Raw genomic sequence first — 23,321 nt, 5'->3', positions numbered from 1 at the left:
CGAAGGATGACTCTCCGGCATTAACGGTGTCGTATCAGGCCATTGGTATCGCAGGCATAAGAAACGCTGCGCAGCCCTATGAAACACGGCCAGAACGGCTACAGGCGCGGCGGCGGGCGCGGCGGGCGCGGCGCCCGGATATTCGGTCGCGGCGGTGGGCCGGGCGGGACTAGGGTCGTGCGCTTTGGTACCTGGCCGCCGGCCAGGAACAGTGAGAGAGGAAGGGGTCCTCGTGCGGCTCTACTTCACGGTGGCCGCGGGAGGGTTCCGGCGTCACGCGACCTACCGGGTGGCCACCGTGGCAGGGACGTTCACCAACACGGTCTTCGGTTTCATCATCGCGTACACCTACACGGCGCTCTGGGACGAACGGCCGCAGCTCGGCGGGTACGACCTCTCCCAGGCCGTCACCTTCGTCTGGCTCGGCCAGGCGCTGCTGATGACCTGCTCCATGATGGGCGGCGGCTTCGAGGACGAGCTGATCGAGCGCATCCGTACCGGCGACATCGCCGTCGACCTCTACCGCCCCGCCGACCTCCAGCTCTGGTGGCTGGCCGGGGACCTGGGCCGCGCGCTCTTCCATCTGCTGGGGCGCGGCATCGTGCCCATGGTGATCGGCTCGCTCGCCTTCGATCTGGCGATGCCGGACTCGCCGCTGGTCTGGGTGGCCTTCCTGGTGGCGGTGGCGCTCGGGGTGGTCGTCAGCTTCGCGCTCCGCTATCTCGTGGCGCTCTCCGCGTTCTGGCTGATGGACGGCGCGGGTGTCGCGCAGATCTCGTTCCTCGCGGGGATGTTCTTCTCCGGGCTGCTGCTGCCGCTCACCCTCTTCCCGGGGGCGCTGGGGGAGGTCGCGCGGGCGCTGCCCTGGTCCTCGCTGCTCCAGATCCCGGCGGACGTCTTCCTCGGCCGGCACACGGGGTGGGACCTGGTGGAGGCGTACGCGTTCCAGGCGTGCTGGGCGGCGGGGCTGCTGACGGCCGGGCGGCTGCTCCAGACCGTGGCGACGAGAAGGGTGGTGGTCCAGGGTGGCTGAGGAGACATACGCGGAGCGGTCCGCCGCGGAGGTGGCGGAAGGGCGGGCGGAGCTGTGGATTCCGCGGGCCTCGCGCGGGGCGGCGCTGCGGGACGGGCTGCGGGCGTACGGCCTGATCGTCGCCATGTGGGTGCGTTCCACGATGACGTACCGCACGTCCTTCGTGATGACGGCGTTCGGCAACTTCGCGGCGACCGCCTTCGACTTCCTGGCGATCCTGATGATGTTCACCCATGTGGACGCCCTGGGCGGCTACTCGCTGCCGGAGGTGGCCTTCCTGTACGGGACGGCCGGCACCGCCTTCGGCCTCGCCGATCTGCTGCTCGGCTCGATGGAGCGGGTGGGCCGCCGGGTGCGGGACGGCACGCTGGACACGCTGCTGGTGCGGCCCGTCCCCGTCCTGGCGCAGGTCGCGGCCGACCGGTTCGCGCTGCGCCGGCTCGGCCGGATCGCGCAGGGGCTGCTGGTGCTGGGGTACGCGCTGGTCGTGGCGGACATCGACTGGACGGTCACCCGGGTCCTGATGGTGCCGCTGATGCTGGTCAGCGGGGCGGCGATCTTCGCCTCGGTGTTCGTGGCGGGCGCGGCGTTCCAGTTCTGGGCGCAGGACGCCGCCGAGGTGCAGAGCTCGTTCACCTACGGCGGGACGACGCTGCTCCAGTACCCGCCGACGGTCTTCGCGAAGGACCTGGTGCGCGGGGTGACGTTCGTGGTGCCGCTGGCCTTCGTCAACTGGCTCCCGGCGCTCTATGTGCTGGGCCGCGAGGACCCGCTGGGGCTGCCGGACGCGGCGGCGTTCCTGTCGCCGGTCATCGCGTGCGGCTGCTGTGCGCTGGCGGGGCTGGCGTGGCGCGCGGGGCTGCGGGCGTACCGCAGTACGGGGAGCTGACCCGGATGCGTCCGGCCGGGGAGAGGTATGTCGGGGAGAGACGCGTCGGGAAGAGGCGCGTCGGGGAGAGGCATGTTCATGACGGCGACGGGGACAACGGAGAAGAGGGAGTACGGATGGTGACGGGCGGCGGCGACCTGCCGGGTTTCATCGAACTGGACGGCGTGGAGAAGGTCTTCGACGTCCGCCGCAGAACGGGGCTGCTGCGCCGCGAGAAGCACCAGGTGCGGGCGGTCGACGGGATCACCTTCCGGGTGGAGCGCGGCGAGATGGTCGGCTACATCGGCCCGAACGGCGCCGGGAAGTCCACCACCATCAAGATGCTCACGGGCATCCTCACCCCGAGCGGCGGCCGGCTGCGGGTCGCGGGCATCGACCCGTCGCGCGAGCGTACGCGGCTGGCGCACCGTATCGGGGTCGTCTTCGGGCAGCGCACCACGCTCTGGTGGGACCTGCCGCTGATCGACTCGTACCGGCTGATGCACCGGATGTACCGGGTCCCCGACGCGCGGTTCCGCACCAATCTGGAGCGGTGCGTGGAACTGCTGGACCTGGGGGAGCTGCTGGACGTGCCCGTACGGCAGCTCTCGCTCGGCCAGCGGATGCGCGGCGACATCGCGGCGGCGCTGCTGCACGATCCCGAGGTGCTGTACCTGGACGAGCCGACGATCGGGCTCGACGTGGTCTCCAAGGCGAAGGTGCGGCAGTTCCTGCGCGACCTGAACGAGGAGCGCGGTACGACGGTGCTGCTGACGACCCACGACCTGACCGACATCGAGCAGCTCTGCCGGCGGGTGATGGTCATCGACCACGGGCGGCTGCTGTACGACGGGGCGCTCGGCGGGCTGCACGAGGTGGGCAGGAGCGAGCGGACCCTCGTCGTCGACCTGGAGCGTGAGCTGCCGCCGATCGACGCGGTGGCGGCGGGCGCGCGGGTGGTGCGGGTGGAGGGGCCGCGGCAGTGGCTGGCCTTTCCGGCGGCGGAGTCCGCGGCGCCGCTGGTGGCGCGGATCGCGGCGGAGTATCCGCTGGTGGATCTCTCGGTGCGGGAGCCCGACATCGAGTCGGTGATCGCCAAGATGTACGTGGACCGATCAGCCGTGTGACGTGGCCCTCAGGGGTGGCTACTCTGCTCCCATGACGAGTGAACGGCCTGAGACGCGTGCCTCCGACGTCGAGCGCGAGCAGGTGGCGGAGCGGCTGCGGGAGGCGATGGCCGAGGGCCGGCTCACGATGGAGGAGTTCGACGAGCGGCTGGGCGCGGCCTATGAGGCGCGTACGCACGGCGAGTTGGTGCCGCTGGTCCGGGATCTGCCCGAACCGGGGACGACGACGGACGTGGTGCGCGCCGCCGACCGGGACACCTCCCCGGGCGTCTGGGCCGGCCGTGTCGGCCGCGAACCGGCCACGTCCAAGGGCGCGTTCGCGTTCTGGGGCGGCTTCGGCCGCAAGGGGGCGTGGACGGTGGGCCGGAAGTTCACGGCGGCCGTCTTCCAGGCGGGCGGCGAGATCGATCTGCGCGAGGCACGGTTCGAGGACCGCGACGTGGTGATCCGCTGCTTCACGATCATGGGCGGGGTCCATGTCACCGTCCCGCCCGAACTGGACGTCGAGGTCAGGGGCTTCGGCCTGATGGGCGGCTTCGGCGAGACGGGGCGCGACGACGCGGCGGTGGCCCCCGGTTCGCCGCGTGTGATCATCACCGGGTTCGCGCTGATGGGCGGGGTCGGGGTGGAGCGCAAGATCCCGGAGGCGGAGAAGCGCAGGCTCAAGGAGGAGCGCAAGCGCCTCCGGCTGGAGAAGAAGACGGAGCGCGACGAGCTGGAGTGAGGCGCGCGCCCCTTCCCGCGACGCGACGCCCCTTCCCGCGACGCGACGCCCCTTCCCGCGACGCGACGCGGCGCGCCGGATCCGCTCGGCGGCCGGCCCGCGGGCTCCGGCTCCACGGCCTGCGGCTCCGTTTCCATGGCCGGCCCGCGGGCTCCGCTTCCACAGCGGGCCCGCGGGCTGCGCTCCGGCTCCTACAGGTTGGCGGGCGCCTTGTTCTCCAGCAGGTCCAGGCTGAGCGCGCGGCCCATCGCCCGGTACCCGGCGTTGCTCGGGTGCAGGCCGTCGCCCGCGTCGTACAGCGGCCGGATCCGGTGCGGCGCGTACGGGTCGCGCACCACCCGGTCGAAGTCCACGACGGCGTCGAAGATCCCACCCGCGCGGATCTCCGCGTTGACCCGTTCCCGTACGGACTCGGTGACCGGGTTGTAGCCGCGGTGCGCGCCGAACGGCGTGAGCGTGGAGCCGATGACGCGCAGCCCGTGTGTGTGCGCCTGCCGGGTCAGCTCCCTGAGCCCGGCGGTGATCCTGGCCGGGTCGCGCTCCTGGCCGCGCAGGATGTCGTTGATGCCGAGGTCGATGACGACGGTCCGCACGCCCGCGCGGTCGAGGACGTCGCGCCGGAAGCGGGAGATGCCGCTCTCGCCCTTGCGGTCCCGCACGGAGTCCAGGAGGACCGTGTTGCCGCCGATGCCCTCGTTGAGGACTCCCATGTTCCGGCCGCGCAGCCGGTCGGCGAGCACGTCCGGCCAGCGGCTGTTCGTGTCGGTGCGCGAGCCCACGCCGTCGGTGATCGAGTCGCCGAACGCGACCACCGCCCCGCGCGACTCGCGGTTCTGGACGTCGACGGCGGTCAGATAGCGCCAGACCCTGCTCGGCTCGGTGTACGGGGTCCCGGAGGAGTCCTGCGTACGGTCGCCGTCGGCGAGGTACGAGGTCTGGAGCGCGGACGGGTGGTACGTGACGGGCCCGCCCGGGAGCGGCGTGTAGAGCGTGACCAGCAGATCGCCGTCGTAGGGCACGCGCAGCGCCACCGGGTCGCTGATGATCTGCCCGCCGGCCGGTATGGTCACGGCCGCCCGCCCGCCGAAGGTGAGCTGCCGCAGCGTTCCGTCGACCGCGCGCGGCCCGCCCGCGCCGACCGCGACGGAAGCGTGGCCGATCACGAGGGCGCCGGGGCTGTAGAGGTTGGAGAGGGTGACCCGGGCGCTGTTGCCGCCGATGCTGGTGTGCACGACGTTACGGATGGAACGCCCGGGGTGGCCGTTGGGCGCGTCGGTCTCGACCCCCGCCGGAGCCGTGGCCCAGGTGCCGGTCCAGGAGTCGGCGGAGGCGGGCGCGGCCCGTCCCGGCGGCGGGTTCTGGCCGCGCGGCCCTCCCGTACCGCTCGTGGCGGCCGTCCCGTTCGCGCTGTCGCCGCCGGTACCGGCGGAGCCCGCGTCCAGCAGGCCGTACGCGCCGAATATGGCGGCACACACCAGTGCGACCACCCCGACAAGCCCCCCGAGCAGGGCAAATCCGCGATGTCTGTTCATGGCCCCGTATCCCCTCGCCCCTCTGTACAGAACAATCATCCGGCATCGCGCCGGGAACTCGACGTGCGCCCCGGGAGTACGAGAGGAAGGGACACTGTGTACGAGTGGGTCTGTCATGAGGTGTACGTGGACGGGTGGAGCGGATGGAACGTACGGATCCGGATAAATCGGACCCGGGCAAGGCGTTGACGACGGGGACCTCCGGGGCATCGGGGCCCTCCGGGCCCTCGGGCACGTCCGGGACCTCCGGGACCTCCGGGACCTCCGGGGCGTCCGGCGGCGGGGCTCCGCGTGGCGCGGGGGGCCGCCGTTCCGGGCTGCCCGGGTTCTCGTACACGGCCGCCGACGAGGAGAAGCGGCGCGGCGTGCGCCGTATGAAGGCCACCGCCACCGGCCTGCTGCTCTTCGTCGCCCTGGTCTTCGTCCTCGCCACCTGGGCGAAGAACTCCGGCGCAGGCCCCTGGGCCGGTTATGTCGCCGCCGCGGCCGAGGCCGGCATGGTCGGCGCGCTGGCCGACTGGTTCGCGGTGACGGCGCTCTTCCGCCACCCCCTGGGCCTGCCCATCCCGCACACCGCGATCATCCCGAACAAGAAGGACCAGCTCGGCGCCTCGCTGGGCTCCTTCGTCGGGGAGAACTTCCTCTCCGCCGACGTCGTACGCGCCCGGCTGCGCGCCCTGGGCATCGGCGGCCGGCTCGGCGGCTGGCTCTCCCAGCCCGACCACGCCGACCGGGTCACCGCCGAGCTGTCCACGGCGCTGCGCGGCGCCCTGACCGTCCTGCGGGACTCGGACGTCCAGGCCGTGGTCGGCGAGGCGATCACCCGGCGCGCGGACGCGGCCGAGATCGCGCCGGGCATCGGGAAGACCCTGGACAAGATCGTCGCGGACGGCGCGCACCACCGGGCCGTCGACCTGATCTGCGCGCGGGCGCACGACTGGCTCGCGGCCCACGGGGACTCGGTCATGGACGCGGTCCAGGGCGGGGCGCCGGGGTGGACGCCCCGGTTCGTGGACCGCAGGATCGGGGACCGCGTCTACAAGGAACTGGTGCGCTTCGTCACCGAGATGCGCGACATGCCGACGCATCCGGCCCGTGGCGCGATCGACCGCTTCCTGCGGGACTTCGCCGCCGACCTCCAGTCCGACACGGAGACCCGGGCGCGCGTCGAGCGGCTGAAGTCGGAGCTGCTGGCCCGGCCCGAGGTGCAGGACATCATCGCCTCCGCCTGGTCCTCCGTACGCGGAATGATCATCTCGGCGGCCGAGGACGACCGCAGCGAGCTGCGGCTGCGGGCCCGCGCCTCGCTGCTCTCGCTGGGCGGCCGGCTGGTGACGGACGACCGGCTCCAGGGGAAGCTCGACGGGTGGATCGAGGACGCGGCGGCGTACGTCGTCTCCACCTACCGGGGCGAGATCACCTCGCTGATCTCGGACACCGTCGCGAGCTGGGACGCCGCCGACACGTCGAAGAAGATCGAGGCGAACATCGGCCGGGACCTCCAGTTCATCCGGATCAACGGCACGGTGGTCGGCGCGCTGGCCGGCCTGCTCATCTACACGGTGTCGCACGCGCTCGGCGGCTGAGGAAGCTCGGCGGCCGGGAAAGCCGGGCGGCCGGGAAAAAAGTGCTGGGCGCGTGTACCGGACCCTGTCGTCCGTTCACGCGCCCAGCCACCATGGGGGAGTTGCCCTGGAGTACGGGGCCCGGCCCCGGGGTGTTCAACGGTTCGGAGAAAACTTTTCCGGGGGATCCGCAGCCGGTCCTGAGACTGCTCCCGAGACCGCTCCCGAGGCCCGCCCCGAGGCCCGTCCCGGCGCCGGGGTCAGGACCCGCCGCGCCGGGTGACCGCCCAGGACGTGGCCGCCACCGCGCCCGCCACGCTGAAGACGGCGGGCCAGGCCCCGACCTTCCTGGCCAGGGGGTGCGACCCGGCGAAGGCGGCGACGTACAGCGTGGTCAGCCCCGCCGCGGCCGCCGTTCCGCCGGTACGGTGCCACTCGCGCGCGGCCACGGCTCCGGCGGCGGCGAGCGCGACCCCGCCGAGGGGGCGCTTCCTCGTCCACCGGGCGATCGCGTACCCGCCGACGAGCCCGCCCGCCGCCACGGCCGCCGCCGGGATCCTCGCTGTCGCCGCAGCCATGGCCGCCACCTCTCCTCGTCGTCCTGTCCGCCGGGCCGGATGCCGCGCGCACCCGGCCGAGCGTAACGACGTGACGGGACGGGCGACGCACGGAGCCGTATTCCGGCCACCGCGCCCGGCGCCGGCCGGGCCCCGCCCGCTCAGTCCGCGATGCCCTTGACGGTCTCGACGTCCTTGACGTCCTCGACGGTCTCGACGTCCTCGACGGTCTCGACGGTCTTGACGTCGTCCACGATGCGGCCGTCGCTCAGCTCCACCACCCGGTCCGCCAGATCGAGCAACTGCGGGTCGTGCGTGGCGACGAGGGCCGTCACCCCCTCGCTCCGTACCACCGTGCGCAGCAGCTCCATCACCATGAGCCCGGTGTGGGCGTCCAGTTGGGCGGTCGGCTCGTCCGCGATCAGCAGGGCCGGCCGGTTGGCGAGGGCGCGGGCCAGGGCCACGCGCTGCTGCTGGCCGCCGGACAGCTCGCCGGGGCGCTGCGCCGCGTGGTCGGTGAGGCCGACGAGGGCCAGCAGCAGCGCCACCCGCTCCTCGCGTTCGCGCGGATCGGCGCCGCGCAGCCGCAGCGGCACCCCCACGTTCTCGGCCGCGGTGAGCAGCGGGATCAGACCGAAGGACTGGAAGACGAATCCGACGCGGTCGCGGCGGAGTTCCAGCAGCCCGTCCTCACCGAGCTGCGAGAGGTCGGCGCCGTCGACGACGACCCTGCCCCGGTCCGGTGCGTCCAGGCCGCCGACCAGGTTGAGCAGGGTGGTCTTCCCCGCGCCCGACCGTCCTTTGAGCGCGACCAGCTCGCCCCGCTCGACGGTGAGCGAGGTGCCGCGCAGCGCTTGGACGGCGGCGGGACCCGTGCCGTACGAGCGGTGCAGGTCCTCCGCGTCGACCATCGGTCCGCCGGAGCCGCCGTCCGGCTCGGCGGTGGCCGGTCCCCCGGCGGTCCGGCGCGTGCTGGTGTGTTCCGTCATGGGCGTATCCCCCGAACGTCGTCGCCGCTGAATTGTCGGCCCGGCCAGGGTATGTGCGGGCACGGGGTAGGACATGGGCCCGTTCTGTGTTTGGGTGGACGTGGATCAACGGGGGAGACCTGGGGAGAGAGCCGCGGCCGACCGGGCCGGACGGGCGTACGGGTTGTCGGGGGAAGTGTGACGGGGTTCGTTCTTCTGCGTGCGGCGGGGCATCGGCTGCTGCTGGCCGCCGCGCTGCTCGCGGTGGTGCTGACCACCTGTGTCCTCGCCTCCCTCACCTCCTTCTCCGGCTCCGTCGGGGACACGGCGCTGCGCGAGACGCTGCGCGGCCGGGACGCCGCGTCCGCCGCGCTCGTCGTCGGCGCGGACATTCCGGTGGCGGGGCGCGACGCGGCGCAGCGCGCTGTGGAGCGGGGCGCCCGGGAGGCGTTCGACGGGCTGCCCGTGACCGTGCGGAAGCTGGAGCGCTCGGGCCCGTACGCGCTGCCCGCCTCGCTCCGGGCGTCCACGGCGCCGCTCGACGGGACCAAGCCGGACCTGACGCACTTCGCGGCCCTGGACCGCTCCCGGATCACGCTGACGGCGGGCGAGCTGCCGGGGCCGTCCGCCGCGGACGGCGCCGACGGCGGCTCCGCGGCAGCCGTCCCCGTGGCGCTGCCCGAGGCCGCGGCCCGGCGGCTGGACCTGGCGCCCGGCGCGCGGATCGTGCTCACCGACCGGCTGACCGACGACCGGCTGACCGTACGGATCACCGGGGTGTACGAGGCCACCGACGCCACCGAGCCGTACTGGCGGCTGGACTCGCTCGGCGGACGCGGCGTCCGCGAGGTCGACTTCACCACCTACGGACCGCTCCTCACCGACGCGTCCGTCCTCACCGCGGGCCGTTTCCCCTCCCTCACCACCGGCTGGCTGGCCGCCGCCGACTACCGGGGCGTCACCACCGACCGCATCGACGCCCTGCGCACCGCTTCCACCCGGGTCCCCGAGCGGCTGCGCGAGGAACCGGCGCTCGGCGGGGGCGCGGCGGTCACCACCGCGCTGCCGTCGCTCCTCGACCGGACCGAGCGGGCGCTGCTGGTCTCCCGGTCCACGCTGGTGATCGTCGCGCTGCAACTGCTCCTCCTGGCCGGGTACACCCTGCTGCTGGTGGCCCGGTCGCTCGCCGCCGAACGGGCGGGCGAGACGGGCCTGTTGCGGGCGCGCGGCGCCTCGCGCGGCCGGCTCGCCGCCCTCGCCGCGACGGAGGCGCTGCTGCTGGCCCTCCCGGCGGCCCTGTGCGCCCCGCTGCTGGCGGCCCCGCTGACCGGGCTTCTCGCGCGCGGCTCCGCGCTCGGCGGCGACGGGGCGGGGACGGCCGGCCTCGGCGGCTTCCCCGCCTGGCCGGTGTGGGCGGTCTCGGCGGCGGTCGCGCTCTGCTGCGCGGCGCTGATCGTGCTGCCCGCCCTGGCCGGGCGGGCGGGGGCGGGCGACTCCCTCGGGGCGCCCGGCCGGGCTGCCGCCCTGCCCGCGCCCGTCCGCGCGGGCGCGGACCTCGCCCTGCTGCTCGTCGCGGCCCTGGCCTACTGGCAGTTGGACCGCAGGACCGGTGAGGGCGGCAGCGCCGGGGTGCTCGGCGGCGACCGCGAGGGCCGTCTCGGGATCGATCCGGTGCTGGTCGCGGCGCCCGCGCTGGCGCTGCTCGCCGGTACGGTGCTCACGCTGCGGCTGCTGCCTCCCCTGGCGCTGCTCGCCGAGCGCCGCGCCGCCCGGGGCCGCGGTCTGCCCGGCGCGCTGGCCGCCCACCGTCTCGCCCGCCGGTCGCTGCGCGGCGCCGGACCCGTACTGCTGCTGGTCCTCGCCGTGGCGACCGGCCTGCTCGCCCTCGGCCAGAGCGCGTCGTGGGACCGGTCCCAGCGCGACCAGGCGGACTTCGCGACGGGCGCCTCGGTCCGCGTCCTGGACGGCAGGCCCGCCGACCCCGGTCAGGCCGGTCTCTACGCCGCGCTGCCGGGGGTACGGCAGGCCGCGCCCGCCCACCGTACGGACGCGGCCCTCTCCGGCGGCCGGACGGCGACCGTCCTCGCGCTGGACACCGCCCACGCCGAGGAGGGCCTGCTGCTGCGGCCCGACCTCGCCGACGAGCCCGCCGCGAGCGTGCTGGCCGCGACGGCGACCGCACCCGGCTCCGGGGGCCGGGGCCCGGAGCGGGCCGCGGACCAGAGCCGTGCCCGTACCGGGATCGCGCTGCCCGACGACACCCGCCGTCTCACCGTCGACGTACGGATCACGGCGGGGAAGGACGCGTCGCGGGCCCCCGCCGCTACCCTCCTGGTGGTGGTCGAGGACCGCTTCGGCATCCCGTACCGGCTCGGCGCCGGGAAGGTGCCCGCCGACGGGCGGCTCCACCACGCCACCCTCGACCTCGACCTGACCGCCGCGGGCACCCGCGCCGCCCCCGCCGGGCCGCTGCGCGTGACCGGGCTGCGGCTGGGCGGTACGGCCCCGGAGGAGCGGGCCGAGCAACACCGGCTGACCGTCGAGCGGTTGCTCGCCACGGGCGCGGGCGACGACGCGCGTCCGGCGCCGGTCCCCGTACCGGACGGGACGCGCTGGCGCGGCAGCGTCACGGTGACGGAGGACTCCGAGGAGAGCGCGCCGAAGACCCTGGAACCGGCCGCGTCCGCGCCGGGCACGGCGGCGCCGCTGACCGTCGCCTATCCGACAGGACGGTCCGAGCCCTTCACCGAAGGCTCCTTCGCCGTCCGGCTCGATGTCGTGGGCGCCGCCGCCCCCGAGCGGATCGCGGCCGTCGCCACCGACGGCTTCCTGCGCGCCACCGGGGCCCGGCGCGGCGACAGCGTCGATCTGACGCTGGCCGGGGAGCAGATACGGGTGACCCTCGTGAAGACCGTGCGGGAGCTGCCGACGACGGGCACGGCGGAGGACCTGGAGACGGACTCGGGCGACGGTACGGAGGCGGGCACCTCCCAGCAGCCGCGGAACGGGGAGGACACGGCGGGCGCCGGCGGGCTCCTCGTCGACCTGCCGGCCGTCAACGCGGCCCTCGCCGCCCGCACCGACCGCGCGCTCATCCCCAACGAGTGGTGGCTGAGCACCGACCCCGGCGCCACCGCGCGCGTCGCCGCCGCGCTGCGCGACCGCGACGACGGCGGCAGCGGCCCCGGCAGGGTCCTCGTACGCGACGAGACGGCGGCCGGGCTGCTCGGCGACCCGCTCGGCGAGGGGCCGCGCGCCGCGCTGATCGCCGTCGCGCTGGCGGCGGCGGCCCTCGCCGCCATGGGGTTCGCGGTCGCCGCCGCGGCCTCCCTGCGCGAACGGAGCGCCGAACTCGCCGTCCTGCGCGCCCTCGGCGCACCCCGCCGCGGCCTCGCCAAGCTGGTCGTGACGGAACAGGGCGTGCTGATCGCCCTCGGCCTGGCCGTCGGCACCGCGCTCGGCGCCCTGCTGACCTGGGCACTCGTCCCGCTGACCGTGCTGACCACCCGCGCGGGCCGCCCGGTGCCCCAGGTGCTCGTCGAACTCCCGCTGCCCCAGGCGGCCCTGTTCCTCGCGGGCGTCGCCGCCGTGCCCCTGCTGATCACCGCGGCCCTCGCCGTCCGCCGCGGCGCCGACCCCGCGGTCGCGCTCCGCCACCAGGGGGACCACTGACATGACCCGCACACAGAACCCGGACACGCCGAGGGCCGCGCGCGCCGTCGCCCCCTGGGTACGGACCCGGCTGCGCACCGCCCCCGGCGCCGCCGCGGCCTTCGGCGCGCTCGTCCTGCTCACGGCCTTCCTCGCCGCCGCGTTCCCCCGGGCCGTCGACGCCTACGAGAGCGCGGGGCTGCGCCGTGAGATCACCGCCGCGCCCGTCGCCGACACCATGGTGCGGATGACCGCCCCCCAGGCGGGCCTCGAACTCCCGGAGCCCGCCCGGGTCGCGGCGATGCGCCCCGAGGCGATCGAAGCCGTGTACCGGGAGGCGGCGACGCGGCTGACCGACCCGCTGCGGGCCGACCTCGCGCAGTCGGCGTACGGGGTGCGCACCGGCGAGGCCCTGATCGGCACGGACCGCTGGCTCCCGCGCCCCGACGCGGTCCCGCCCCGCTTCACACTGGCCGCGCAGTCCGGGCTGGCCGCGCACGCCACCGTACGGAACGGACGGCTGCCGTCCGCCGGCCCGCACGGCGCGGACGCGCGCACGACGGAGCTGGAGGCCGCCGTGACCACGGCGACCGCCCGTGAACTGCGGCTGCGCGTGGGCACCGTACTGGCCCTGAGCGACGCGTACGGGGCCCCGGCGCTCACCGTACGCATCACCGGCCTGGTCGAACCCCGCGACCCGGAGGGCGGCTACTGGTCCGCGGAACCCCTCCTGCGCACCCCGGGGCTGACCGCCACCCCCACCAAGCCGCCGCAGTTCCGCTGGGAGGCGGGGCTCCTGCTGGCGCCCGAGGCGGCGCCCGCGTTTCTGGGCATCCGCGCGGATGCCCAGAAGTACTGGAACTTCGCCCCCGCCATCGGAGGGCTGACCGCGGCGGACGCCCCCGAACTGGTGCGCGGGACCGCCGCCCTGGAGGACGGCCCCGGCCTGTTGCGGATGCGGGAGATCGCGGGCGGCAACGCGGCCGTGGAGACCCGCCTCGGCGCGATCGCCGCCGACCATCTCGCGACGCGCGAGGCGATCTCGCGCATCGTCGTCGTCGCCGCCTTCGGGATGGCCGCCGTCGCCGCCGTCGTCCTGGCGATGGCCGGCGGCCTGATCGCCGCGGGCCGCGCCACCGAACTCGCCCTGCTGCGTTCGCGCGGCGGCTCCCTGGCCGGCATCGGCGGCCGGCTGCTCGCCGAGACCGCCGTGATCGCGCTGCCCGCCGCCGGGGCGGCCCTGCTGCTGGCGGCCGTCGTCCTCGACGGAGACGGGGTGCGGCTGCTGCCCGCGGTGTACGGGGCGAGCGCCGTCGCGCTGCTCGCCTGCGTGGCCATGCCGCTCCGGGCCGTCCTGCCGCTGCGCAGGGCCCGCGCGCACGGGGAGCGCGACGACCTCGCGGCGGCCCGGCCGAGCCGCCGCCGCACCGTCGCCGAACTGACCCTGCTCCTGCTGGCCGTCGCCTCGGTGGCCGCGCTGCGCCGCCGGGGCACCGCGTCCGGTTCCCCGGACGGCGCGGGCGACCTGCTGGTCAGCGCGGCCCCCGTCCTCGTGGCGCTGATCGCCGCGCTCGTCCTCGTACGGCTCTACCCGCTGCCCCTGCGCTACGCGGCCCGCCCGGCGGCCCGGCTGCGCGGGATCGTCGGCTTCCTGGCACTGGCGCGCGCGGGCCGGTCCTCCGCCACGGCGACGGCGGCGCCCCTGCTGGCGCTGCTCATCGCGCTGACGACGGCGGCGTTCGGCGGCTCCGTCCTGACGGGCATCACGGAGGCGCGCGACCGGGCCGCCGTGCTGGCGGTCGGCGCGGACGCCCGGATCTCCACCCCGGGCGACGCCCTGCCGCTGCCCGCGGGCACCGAACGGTCGGTGCGGGAGACGGACGGCGTACGGGAGGCGACGCCGGTACGCATCGACACGGTGGCCGAACCGGCCCCGGCGCCCGGGGACGGCCCCGCGCTCCAGAAGCCGGTCACCCTGATCGGCGTGGACCCGGGACCGTACAGCCGCCTCGCCCGGCTCCAGGGCCTCGGGGCCTTCCCCGCCGGGGAGTTGACGGCGCGCGGCCCCGACGGGACGGTCAACGCCGTGGCGTCGCCCGCGACCGCCGCCCGGCTGGGCACCGGACCGCGCCGGATCGTCTCGTCGGCGGGCGAGGTCACCGTACGGATCACCGCGGTCAGGCCGGACACCCCGGCCGCGCCCCGCACCGAGTTCCTGCTGGTGGACCGGGCTGCGCTGACGGCACGGGAACCGACCACGCTGCTGGTCACGGGGGAGCGGCTGCCCGGCGCGGACCTGCGGGCGGCGGCGCGGACCGCCGAGGTGACCCTGCTGAGCGAGGAGCGGGCGGCGTTCACGCCCTCGCCGCTCCAGTCCGGCGCCGAACGGATCTACACCGTCGCCGTCCTGGCCGGCGCGCTCTACGCGGTCGTCGCGCTGCTCCTCTCCTTCCTGCATGCCGCCCGGGAACGGACCGCCCTGCTGGCCCGGCTGCGCACCATGGGCCTCACCGGCCGCCAGGGCCGTCTGCTGCTCGGCCTGGAAGCGCTGCCGCAGGCGCTGCTCGCCGCCGGGGGCGGCATCCTCGTCGGCTGGGCCACGATCCGGCTGCTGGCCCCCGGCATCGACCTGGCCCAGCTCGCGGTGGCGTCGGCGGCCCCGGTGTCCTCCGCGGGCGGCGTGTCGCTGCGTACGGACGGCTGGTCCCTGGTGCTCCCGGCGCTCGCCGTACTCCTCCTCGCGGGGGCGGTCGCCGCGGCGCAGGCGTGGTGGGCGGGCAGACGCGCATCGATCACGGAGCTGAGAGCGGGAGACACACGATGACGGAACCGGCCCTGCCCCCGACCCTCGACGACCTGGAACAGCAGGCGACGGCGCACCGCGACCGCCCCTCGTACGGGCACGACGCGCTGATCACCTGCGACCGGCTGGTCCGTGTCTTCACCACGGACGGAGTCGAGGTGCAGGCCCTCCAGGGGCTCGACCTCACCGTCCAGGGCGGCGAGTTGATGGCCCTGGTCGGCGCGTCCGGCAGCGGCAAGTCGACCCTGATGAACGTCCTCGCGGGCCTCGACGTCCCCACCGCCGGCGCGGCCAGGGTCGCGGGCCGCGACCTGCTCACGATGAACGCGAAGGTGCGGCTGGAGTACCGCCGCGAGGTGGTCGGATTCGTCTGGCAGCAGACCTCGCGCAACCTCCTGCCGTATCTGACGGCCGCCCAGAACATCGCCCTCCCCATGCAGCTGAGAGGACGCGGCGCCCCACGGAGCGCGCGCACGTCCAGGGCGAGGGCGGAGCGGACCCGGGAGCTGCTGGCGATGCTCGGCGTCACCGAGTGCGCCGACCGCCGCCCCCACCAGCTCTCCGGAGGCCAGCAGCAGCGCGTCGCGATCGCCGTCGCCCTCGCCAACTCCCCCTCCGTGCTCCTCGCCGACGAACCGACCGGCGAACTCGACTCGGCGACGGGCGAGGAGGTCTTCGCGGCGTTCCGCCGGGCCAACGAGGAACTGGGCACGACGATCGTCATCGTCACGCACGACCAGGCGGTCGAGAACGAGGTACGCCGTACGGTCGCGATCCGCGACGGCCGCACCTCCTCCGAGGTCCTGCGCCGTACGGAGATCGACGCGCAGGGCCAGGAATCGGTGGTGGCCAGGGAGTACGCGATGCTGGACCGGGCCGGACGGCTCCAGTTGCCCACGGAGTACACGGCGGCGCTGGGCATGGAGCAGCGGGTGCTGCTGGAGCTGGAGCAGGACCACATCCAGGTGTGGCCGGACGACCCGCGCTGACGCCCGGTGGCGTGTTCCCGCCGACCCGCCGCGCCCGCCGCGCCTGCCGACCTGCCGCGCCTGCCGACCCGCCGCGCCAGCCTGCCGACCCGCCGCGCCTGCCTACCCGCCCGTCGTCGCCGCGCTCCGCACCTCGGCGGCGCGCGCCCGGACCCGCTCCGGCGCCAGCGCGGCGGGATGGCGCACGGGCGGGGCCTCACCCCGGCAGCCCCCGCACTCCCCGTCGCGCAGGGCCTCCGCCCGTCCGGGCGCCCGGCAGGTGCGACACTCCACGACGGCCGCCGACGGCCCCGGTGCGGGCGGCGAACCGGCCGGTTCCGGCGGCAGCTTGGCGGTGAGCCGGGACCGTACGAGTCCGGCCGGATGATGTACGGGCGAGGGCAGCCCGTCGGTGAGGGCCCGCAGCACGTCCTCCTCACCCGCGTCCCGTACGAACCACTCGGCGACCAGCGGTTCCAGCGCCGCGCAGTCGGCGGCGGACAGTGACAGGGCGGGGCACCGCCGCCCGACGGAGGCGAGCACCGCGTACCCCCGCGACCGCCCGGCCGCCCGCGCCGGACGGCTCACGACCGCCGCGCCCCGCGCCTCGGCCCCGTCCGGCTCCGCCCCCGGGGCGCCCCCGGAGAGCTGCGCCGTCCAGGAACCACCGTCCCGCGCGGCCCGGGAGAACCACGTTCGAGTGACCCACCGCCTCCCGCCCGGCCCGACGACCAACTCCCGCCGCCGCAGGAGATGTCCGGCCCGCTCAAGGAAGTTCAGGGCGGTGCGTAAGGCGCACTGCCCGTACTCCATCACCTTGGCCAGCGCTTTCACCGAGATATCGGCGCCGTCGGGCAGCCGGTCGATGAACCCGGCGACGGCCGCCTCACGCCCCGGCAGCAGCGCGAAGTCATCGGAGGAGCGCCCCGGTTGCCCGGCAACCGAACGCTTGCCGTACCCGGGACTCGCCATCGGGTGGGAAGCGGTGTGCAAGCGCGTCGGCGCGTTACTAGACTGCGGAGCAGCCAAAGGGATCGCCTCTTTCGATCTCGTCGGTCAGGCCTCCGTCCGGTGCTGAGAACACCAGGCGGAGGCTGTTTTACGTCCAGGGGCACGCTAGACGCTGCTCACCCCGAGTGGCAACCCGATCACAAGAAGTCAACCCCCGTTGCCCGATGGACGCGACCGACCCCCGCCGTGAGGCGCGGGCCGACGGGGGCGAGGGCGCCCCGGCCCCAAGCGGTGTGATGAACTGCCAACTGATCACCGCTGGTCACAAGGGGGATACATGACTGCCGAACCACCGGCCCCGCAAGCGCCCGATGCCACGACCGCCGAACCGGCCCGTACCGAACGGGATCGCCGCCGGGCGCGCCGTATCGAAGGCTGGTCGATCGTGTGGGTGCTCCTGGCCCTGATGATCTGGCTGGGGTTCCTCTTCCTGATGCTCGCCGACTACGGCCCCGAGTACAGCGGCAGGTCCATGTGCCGAGGCCCACTGGTCGACCTGGAGACCGACAGATACCGCTGCCGCGACGCGTGGCGGGAGTGGCCGGCACTGATGGGCGTCCTCGCGCTGGCGTCCTTGACCACCGTCATCGCGGCGGCCACCACGGTCTACGCCAAGGTCCTCACCCGCCTGACCCCCCAGGACACCCCCGGCTCCGGCTCCGGCCCGGCCTGACCGCGACACGGGGAGGGTGGGTGGGGGGTGACAAGACCCCACCCATCCTCACAAGCAGAGCTCGCCCCCCGAAACCCGAGCCCCGAGCCCACCGACGCCCCGCAAACCCCCTGATCTGAGGCCCGGCCCGCCGCCCCCTGACTCCGAAGCTCAAGCTTCGAGCCGCCCACCTACTCCTGTGTGGCGCAGGGCGCCGACGAACAGATCCCATGCATCAAGCTGCACAGCTATGTGAGGGCCCCGCGGCATCTTCGAGTCGCGGATTCCCACTCCGGCTGCTCCAGCGGCGGCCACCTCTATGCATTCACCACCGGCTCCGTTGCTGTAGCTGCTCTTCCGCCACTGGTCTCCTATGAGGGGCGAGGTCATCGAGCGTGATCCTCCATGGCTGAGTGGATCAGTGAAGCTGATCGCTGCGGGCTCAGGGCGAGCGCCCTGAGGTGGTCGAATGCCTTGGTGTAGATGCTTACATCCGAGGGGAGTTCGAGATAGACCGAGTCGGTCAGCCCCTCCCGATACACCACGTCGGGGTCCTCCTGCTCAGGGAAGCCGAGCACGGTGAAGGGGCCGGTACTCGGGTAGGCCCCCGCGTCGTAGGGCAGTACCTGCACCGTTACGTTCGGCAGCCTCGCCACTTCCAGCATACGTTCGAGCTGGCGCGCCATTACCTGGTGGTTTCCGACGACTTGCATGACCACGCTCTGGTGCACAACAGCCCAGACATCAGGCGGATTCGCCTGGGTGAGGAGTTCCTGGCGCCGCATGCGTACATCGACGAGGCGTGGGATCTCGCTGTGGGGCAGGTCGGGAGTGACGCGGCTCAGTTCAGAGGTGTACTCGGCCGTCTGCAAGAGTCCAGGAATGAACTCGCCCTGGTAGGTGCGCAGATTGCTCGCTGCCTGTTCGAGCCCCACGTACACGGAGAACCAGGAGGGAACGGCACTGCCGTGCGCGTGCCACCACCCCTTGGTCTTCGACTGCTTGGCAAGAGACTTCAGCAACTCGCGCAGCTCGTCCGATGTCCCGTAGAAGCGGCACAGTGCATCGACATCGGACGGTTGCACCCGTCCTTGCCCTGTCTCCAGTCGGTTGACCTTGGAGCCGCTCCAGTCAAGCTCCTTGCCTACTTGGTTGCAGGTCAGGGCGTGTTCCTCACGCAACTTCTTGAGCTCGATCGCCAGCCGTCGACGCCGCGCCGTAGGTGATCCGGCCACTTCAACTCCTCATGAGGCGGGGGAGGTTCCATCCCATCCGAAAGAAGGAGGTGCGCCAATCACTCGTTGGGGGGAATCCCGCCGTGCACATTGCATCGCGGGATGCGCGGATGCCATCCTCACATACAGCGCGTGACTGTTCGTACACAGAACGGCGGAAGGTGAGGCGCATGTTCGCTGACCATCTCGACTGCATGCAGAGAAAGCCCTGGGAGGTTCCGTTCCTGGCTGAACCGAGAGAGGTGGCCGGCCTGCGTCGGGTGCTCCGCATGCACATGGAGTTCTGGGGACTGTCGGAGGTCATCGCTCCGGCTCAGATCTGTGTCAGCGAGATGGTCACCAACGTCATCAGGCATGTGGGCGAAGGGACGCCGACCATGCTCGCTGTCTCGATGCGGGGCACCCATGTGCGCCTGGAACTGCGCGACCCGGACACTCGGGCCTTTCCTGCTCTGCTCGCACCCGGCGATGACGCGGAGTCAGGACGCGGGATGCTGCTGGTGGATGAACTCGCTGACAGGTGGGGAGTCGTGCTCCGCCCGAACGCAAAGATCGTCTGGTGCGAACTGTCCACGACGCTGACGTCACCGTCCGGCCATACGGGAGGTCCCCGAGTAACCCGAAGCGAAGCTCTCCTGACGTCTTACGCGGCAAAGCGCCCCTTGGGCGATGAAGTGGGCAGTCCCCTGTCGGTCGCCGTGGCGGAGGAGGTCGCAATCGACGTGATCGCTGACCTCCTCCACTGGCTACGAGCCCACGGCTGCGACCCGGACGAAGCCCTCGATCACGCCCAGACGCGTTTTGAAGCAGAGTTAGTGGATTCGTGACGATACTTCCGAAAGGGGTTACGCGAGTCGGTCGCCCCAGCGTGCGCGATGCTTTCTGATGAACTCGACGCCTATGTCGTGCCCTTTTGCGCGCCTTAGTTCTGTGACGAACTTTTGCGTAAGGCTGTCGATCACTTTGAAAGAGTCGGTGATGAGGAGCGCGCCCCGGTCGAATCGTGCGTGACAATTTGGGCAGAGGCACAGGATGTTTTGAGAAACATCCTTACCAAAGTGGGGTTTCCCTACGGCTTGAATGTGTGCCGCTTCGCTGTATGCCTCGCCTGTAGGCGAGACGACGAGGCGGTTGGCGCAGATCTGGCACGTATTGTCGTGGAGTGCCTTGACGCTGCGTGCCGCATTCGTATCGCGAACGAGTCGACTTTGGTTGATGTATCGGCGCGCTTGCTCTTCGAAGTTGGTGGCTTCGTCTGCCGCAGGGTCTACCTGCTGAGGTGAGACCTCCTCGTCTGGGGCGATCTTGAGGAGTTGGAACTGGCAGATAAGGAAGCCTTCTTGGCCGAAGGTCATCCAATGGTCTGCCACGCGATAGAGCCCGCGGTAGCGGTATCCACCCATGGCTCGGCGTCGGGTTTTTCCTCTAATGTCGAGACCTTGAATCACTCGAACAGGGAGACCGAGGGCCCGGGAGACGACCAAGGCCGCGTTTCCCTCGTCGTCGAGTGACTGGTCAGATATCATTCGTCCGGTTTCTCGATCTCGCCCCCCTTCGCCGGTGTACTTGATCTCATCGCCACCGTCGGCGTCGTCAACATATCCACCTGATAGGACGATGGAGTCGGCGCCTGTTTTTGCTGTTCCGGAGATTCCTCGGCCGCTGAAACGATGCAACCCGTGTGCGTGGAGCTCCCTGTGGCCTTTGAACCAGTCCCCCTCAGCGACACCATCGGGGGTACCAAACTCAGCTTGCTTCGAATCACTCGGCATAAGCCATGGTCTCACCATGTGGTCCCAGGGTTCCATGTTGTTTCGTGGTCGAGCTGGAGCGGGCAAGAGGCACGGTCTGATCCCGTGGTCCTCAGGAAGCCGCCCCGTGGCACTCCCGGTAAGCCTTCGTCGAGCCGCACCAGCAGGCCGCGTTGCGGGACGGGGGCCAGGGGGTGGCTCGGCCTCGGGCGGCCAGGGTGGTGGCGTACAGGGGGAGCAGGGCGGACTCGGTGGGGGAGGACTGTTCCGAGGCGGCGAAGGCTTCGTACGAGGGGACCGTGGCCGTGACGATGCCCAGGTTGGGGGTGCCCGCGGCGGCGAGGTCGCGGAGGGCGGATTCGAGCTGGGTCAGGTGTGCTTCGTGCGAGGGGTACTCGGTGGTGAGGGAGGGGTACGCGGCCAGGAGTTCGGTGAGTTCGCCGGCCGGCCAGTGCAGGAGCGCCACGGGGAACGGGCGGGACAAGGCGGTGCGGTAGGAGCCCAGTTCGGCGCGGAGGCGGGTGATCTCGGCCTGGAGTTCGTCCGGGTTGTCGGAGCCCAGGGCCCAGAGGCGCTTGGGGTCGTGGAGTTCGTCCAGGGCGACGGTGGCCGGGTTGACGCGGTCGGCGAGGGCGTCCCACGTGTCGTGGTCCAGGCCCAGCAGGCGGCGTACGCGGTGGCGGCCGATGAGGAGGGACTGGGTGGCGTACGGGACCTCCTCGTCCGGGGCGAGGAGGAGTTCCAGGGCCTTGGTGAACGAGTCGTGGGCCGCTTCCAGCTCGTCGTGGGACTCCAGGGTCTCCGCCACGATCTCCCACGGCGCGGGGTCCAGCGGGGCCGCGGTGCGCAGCCCTTCGATGATCGCGCGGGCCTCCGCCTCGTGGCCGTACTCCCAGAGGTTGGCGGCCTGGAGCGCCTTCACCAGATGGAGGTGGTCGGGGGACGCCGCGAGGAGGGTGTCGTAGAGGCCGGTGGCACGGTCGCGGTCGCCGGCCAGCTCCAGATGGGCGGCGGCGCGGAGGAGCAGGGGCTCCTGGTCCTCGGGGTACTGGGCAGCGGTGCGCAGCAGGCGCTCGGCTTCCGCGGTGTGGTCGGCAGGCAGCATGTCGGGGCGCATGGTCCACACCGTACTGCCGTACCGCGCGGGGGTGGAGGGGGGTGGCGGGGAGGGGCGAGGGGGAGAGGGAGGTGAGGGGGGAAGGGAGGGTGAAGGGCGGGGGAAGGACGGGAGAAGGGCGGGGGCGGGGGCCGTTGTGACCGGCCGCTCCCGCGCGCTCGTCCCGGTCCCGGGCGGCCCGGTCGGTGGGTCAGAGGCGGCAGCTGATCTCCATGCCGTCCTCCACGGGGAAGGGCACGCTCCGGTAGCCGTTCGCCGGGTCGCGTACGTAGGCGAGGTACGGCGCGAGGTCGGGCAGGTCGATGTCGTCGGCCACGACGAGGGTGCCGGGGCGCAGACGCGGTTCGAGGAGTCGCAGGACCGGCAGGCAGAGGTTCTTCCAGCCGTCCAGCAGGACGAGGTCCGGGGCGTCGTCGAGTCCGCCGAGGGTGGTGCGGGCGTCGCCCTCCAGGACGGTGATCAGGTCGTCCAGGCCGGTCTCGGCGAAGGTGCGGCGGGCCGCGGCGATCTTGTCCTCGCTGAGTTCCGTGGTGATGACGCGGCCGGTCCCGTTGTCCCGTACCGCCGCGGCCAGATACAGCGTGGAGATCCCGTACGACGTGCCGAACTCGACGACCGTGGTCGGGCGGACCGCCCGGACCAGGCTGTAGAGCAGTTCGCCGCCCGCGGCGGAGATCGGCATGTAGATCCCGGCGGCGGCGTCGGCCTGCTCCTGGGGGGTCAGTGCCGTGAAGCCGTCGGGCAGCCGGGTGGCGGTGGCGTCGTCCTGTTCCGCCCGTCCGAACATCCGGCCGAGGGCTGTGGCGATACGGGGGTCGGTGAGCGTGTCGGTGTAGGTCATGGCGGCTAGAGTAGACGCGACGTTGCGTCACGTCTAGAGGGAATACCCTGAGCGCGGGGAGGCGATGCGAGATGGCACCTGCGGCACACGCCGCCGAGGCGAGCGATGCGGGCCGACGTGACGCACCGGCCGGATCGGATGGATCAGGCGGTACGGGCGGTACAGGCGGTGCAGTCGGTACGAGTGGTATCGGTCGGACGGGCGGTACCGACGGCGGTGGTACGGGCGGAGCCGCGCGGCGGCACCACGGGAACCGGCACGGGCGCAGCGAGCAGGCCCGGCTCGCGGTGCTGGAGGCGGCCGACGGGCTGCTCGTCGAGAAGGGCTTCGCCGGCGTCACGATGGAGGGCATCGCCACGCGCGCCGGGGTGGCCAAACAGACCATCTACCGCTGGTGGAGCACGAAGACCGAGGTCCTGACGGACGCCTTCCTCCAGGACGCGGCCGAGGACCTGACGCCTCCCGACTCCGGCGACATCGCCCTCGACCTGCGGGAGTATCTGCCCCGGCTGGCCTGGTTCCTCGGCGAGTCCGACCCCGGCGCCGTCTTCAGGGCGCTGATCGCCCAGGCGCAGCACGATCCCGCGTTCGCCCAGGACTTCCGGACCCGCTGTCTCGACGCGCAGCGCGCCCGCGACCGCCTGCCGCTGGAGCGCGCCGTGCGGCGGGGGCAGCTCCCGGCCGGTCTCGATGCGGCGGCCGAGACGGACCAGCTCGTGGGTCCCCTCTACTACCGCGTGCTGGTGACCGACGAGCCGGTCGGACGCGGATTCACCGACGGGCTCGTCGAGGCGTTCCTCCACCGGCACGGGCTGACCCCGCCGGGCGCCCCCCCCCCCCGGCGGCGGAGCCGCCGGGGGGGGGGGCGGGGGGGGCGCCGGCGGGGTGGGTGTAGAACAACCTCCCGCCGCGCCCCAC

At 73.1% G+C, this 23,321-nt stretch carries 20 protein-coding genes; 11 read left to right on the top strand and 9 right to left on the bottom strand.

Features of this window, described 5'->3' with window-relative positions; all coding sequences use genetic code 11:
* The first annotated feature begins 232 nt into the window (after positions 1 to 232).
* From ACFXPK_RS08115 to ACFXPK_RS08100, 4 genes are all read left to right on the top strand, one after another.
* Positions 233 to 1,033 carry an ABC transporter permease gene (locus ACFXPK_RS08115; RefSeq protein WP_384993423.1) on the top strand — a complete coding sequence of 267 codons (801 nt, stop codon included), beginning with the start codon at positions 233 to 235 and terminating at the stop codon, positions 1,031 to 1,033.
* 31 nt (positions 1,034 to 1,064) lie between these two features.
* Positions 1,065 to 1,922, top strand: a complete 858-nt coding sequence (locus ACFXPK_RS08110; RefSeq protein WP_384993486.1) for an ABC transporter permease — start codon at positions 1,065 to 1,067, stop codon at positions 1,920 to 1,922.
* Between the two features lie 116 nt (positions 1,923 to 2,038).
* The gene (locus ACFXPK_RS08105) at positions 2,039 to 3,028 is read left to right on the top strand and encodes an ATP-binding cassette domain-containing protein (protein WP_384993420.1); all 990 of its coding nucleotides are present in this window, start codon (positions 2,039 to 2,041) and stop codon (positions 3,026 to 3,028) included.
* 31 nt (positions 3,029 to 3,059) lie between these two features.
* Positions 3,060 to 3,752 carry a DUF1707 domain-containing protein gene (locus ACFXPK_RS08100; protein ID WP_384993418.1) on the top strand — a complete coding sequence of 231 codons (693 nt, stop codon included), beginning with the start codon at positions 3,060 to 3,062 and terminating at the stop codon, positions 3,750 to 3,752.
* Between the two features lie 191 nt (positions 3,753 to 3,943).
* Here ACFXPK_RS08100 and ACFXPK_RS08095 read toward each other — a convergent pair whose 3' ends face one another.
* Positions 3,944 to 5,284: a GDSL-type esterase/lipase family protein gene (locus ACFXPK_RS08095; RefSeq protein ID WP_385072914.1), complete on the bottom strand. Its 1,341-nt coding sequence runs from the start codon at positions 5,282 to 5,284 to the stop codon at positions 3,944 to 3,946.
* 143 nt (positions 5,285 to 5,427) lie between these two features.
* Between ACFXPK_RS08095 and ACFXPK_RS08090 the strand changes: the two genes are divergently transcribed.
* Positions 5,428 to 6,870: a DUF445 domain-containing protein gene (locus tag ACFXPK_RS08090; protein WP_385072975.1), complete on the top strand. Its 1,443-nt coding sequence runs from the start codon at positions 5,428 to 5,430 to the stop codon at positions 6,868 to 6,870.
* Positions 6,871 to 7,109: 239 nt separating this feature from the next.
* On the opposite strand, the gene ACFXPK_RS08085 is transcribed toward ACFXPK_RS08090, so the two are convergent.
* Both ACFXPK_RS08085 and ACFXPK_RS08080 read right to left on the bottom strand, forming a co-directional pair.
* Positions 7,110 to 7,427, bottom strand: coding sequence for a hypothetical protein (locus ACFXPK_RS08085; RefSeq protein ID WP_384993410.1), 318 nt, complete (start codon positions 7,425 to 7,427; stop codon positions 7,110 to 7,112).
* Positions 7,428 to 7,567: 140 nt separating this feature from the next.
* Positions 7,568 to 8,395, bottom strand: coding sequence for an ABC transporter ATP-binding protein (locus ACFXPK_RS08080; protein ID WP_385072910.1), 828 nt, complete (start codon positions 8,393 to 8,395; stop codon positions 7,568 to 7,570).
* 177 nt (positions 8,396 to 8,572) lie between these two features.
* Here ACFXPK_RS08080 and ACFXPK_RS08075 point away from each other — a divergent pair, with 177 nt between their 5' ends.
* Genes ACFXPK_RS08075 through ACFXPK_RS08065 form a run of 3 tightly spaced genes read left to right on the top strand, consistent with a single transcriptional unit; the run spans position 8,573 to position 15,817 of the window.
* Positions 8,573 to 12,046 (top strand): FtsX-like permease family protein, encoded by a 3,474-nt coding sequence (locus ACFXPK_RS08075; RefSeq protein WP_385072907.1) that lies wholly within the window; start codon positions 8,573 to 8,575, stop codon positions 12,044 to 12,046.
* A gap of 1 nt (position 12,047) precedes the next feature.
* Positions 12,048 to 14,849, top strand: coding sequence for an FtsX-like permease family protein (locus ACFXPK_RS08070; RefSeq protein ID WP_385072904.1), 2,802 nt, complete (start codon positions 12,048 to 12,050; stop codon positions 14,847 to 14,849).
* Positions 14,846 to 15,817 carry an ABC transporter ATP-binding protein gene (locus ACFXPK_RS08065; protein ID WP_384996172.1) on the top strand — a complete coding sequence of 324 codons (972 nt, stop codon included), beginning with the start codon at positions 14,846 to 14,848 and terminating at the stop codon, positions 15,815 to 15,817. Before ACFXPK_RS08070 ends, ACFXPK_RS08065 begins: the two co-directional genes overlap by 4 nt.
* 102 nt (positions 15,818 to 15,919) lie before the next feature.
* On the opposite strand, the gene ACFXPK_RS08060 is transcribed toward ACFXPK_RS08065, so the two are convergent.
* Positions 15,920 to 16,768: a hypothetical protein gene (locus ACFXPK_RS08060; RefSeq protein ID WP_385072901.1), complete on the bottom strand. Its 849-nt coding sequence runs from the start codon at positions 16,766 to 16,768 to the stop codon at positions 15,920 to 15,922.
* A 316-nt stretch (positions 16,769 to 17,084) separates the two neighbouring features.
* Between ACFXPK_RS08060 and ACFXPK_RS08055 the strand changes: the two genes are divergently transcribed.
* Positions 17,085 to 17,480, top strand: coding sequence for a hypothetical protein (locus ACFXPK_RS08055; protein WP_385072898.1), 396 nt, complete (start codon positions 17,085 to 17,087; stop codon positions 17,478 to 17,480).
* A 150-nt stretch (positions 17,481 to 17,630) separates the two neighbouring features.
* On the opposite strand, the gene ACFXPK_RS08050 is transcribed toward ACFXPK_RS08055, so the two are convergent.
* Both ACFXPK_RS08050 and ACFXPK_RS08045 read right to left on the bottom strand, forming a co-directional pair.
* Positions 17,631 to 17,849, bottom strand: coding sequence for a DUF397 domain-containing protein (locus tag ACFXPK_RS08050; protein ID WP_385072895.1), 219 nt, complete (start codon positions 17,847 to 17,849; stop codon positions 17,631 to 17,633).
* Positions 17,846 to 18,694: a helix-turn-helix domain-containing protein gene (locus ACFXPK_RS08045; protein WP_385072892.1), complete on the bottom strand. Its 849-nt coding sequence runs from the start codon at positions 18,692 to 18,694 to the stop codon at positions 17,846 to 17,848. The genes ACFXPK_RS08050 and ACFXPK_RS08045 overlap by 4 nt, the downstream gene beginning before the upstream one ends.
* Positions 18,695 to 18,864: 170 nt before the next feature.
* Between ACFXPK_RS08045 and ACFXPK_RS08040 the strand changes: the two genes are divergently transcribed.
* A complete protein-coding gene (locus tag ACFXPK_RS08040; protein ID WP_385072889.1) occupies positions 18,865 to 19,521 on the top strand; it encodes an ATP-binding protein in 657 nt (218 codons plus the stop codon).
* Between the two features lie 18 nt (positions 19,522 to 19,539).
* Here ACFXPK_RS08040 and ACFXPK_RS08035 read toward each other — a convergent pair whose 3' ends face one another.
* The 3 genes from ACFXPK_RS08035 to ACFXPK_RS08025 form a co-directional block, all read right to left on the bottom strand.
* Complete coding sequence (locus ACFXPK_RS08035; protein ID WP_385072886.1) at positions 19,540 to 20,466, bottom strand: YDG/SRA domain-containing protein; 927 nt, start codon at positions 20,464 to 20,466, stop codon at positions 19,540 to 19,542.
* 91 nt (positions 20,467 to 20,557) lie between these two features.
* On the bottom strand, positions 20,558 to 21,562 hold the full coding sequence (locus ACFXPK_RS08030) for an SEC-C metal-binding domain-containing protein (RefSeq protein ID WP_385072883.1): 1,005 nt from the start codon (positions 21,560 to 21,562) through the stop codon (positions 20,558 to 20,560).
* A gap of 190 nt (positions 21,563 to 21,752) precedes the next feature.
* Positions 21,753 to 22,403: an O-methyltransferase gene (locus tag ACFXPK_RS08025; protein WP_385072880.1), complete on the bottom strand. Its 651-nt coding sequence runs from the start codon at positions 22,401 to 22,403 to the stop codon at positions 21,753 to 21,755.
* A gap of 287 nt (positions 22,404 to 22,690) precedes the next feature.
* On the opposite strand from ACFXPK_RS08025, the gene ACFXPK_RS08020 reads away from it, so the two are divergent.
* Positions 22,691 to 23,321 (top strand): TetR/AcrR family transcriptional regulator (locus ACFXPK_RS08020; RefSeq protein WP_385072877.1); only part of this gene is annotated, 631 nt, incomplete at its 3' end.

The organism is Streptomyces sp. NPDC059142 (genome assembly GCF_042755665.1).
Lineage (GTDB): Bacteria > Actinomycetota > Actinomycetes > Streptomycetales > Streptomycetaceae > Streptomyces.
Note: the sequence above shows the minus strand (reverse complement) of the source record. Positions and strands in the feature narration are given on the sequence as shown.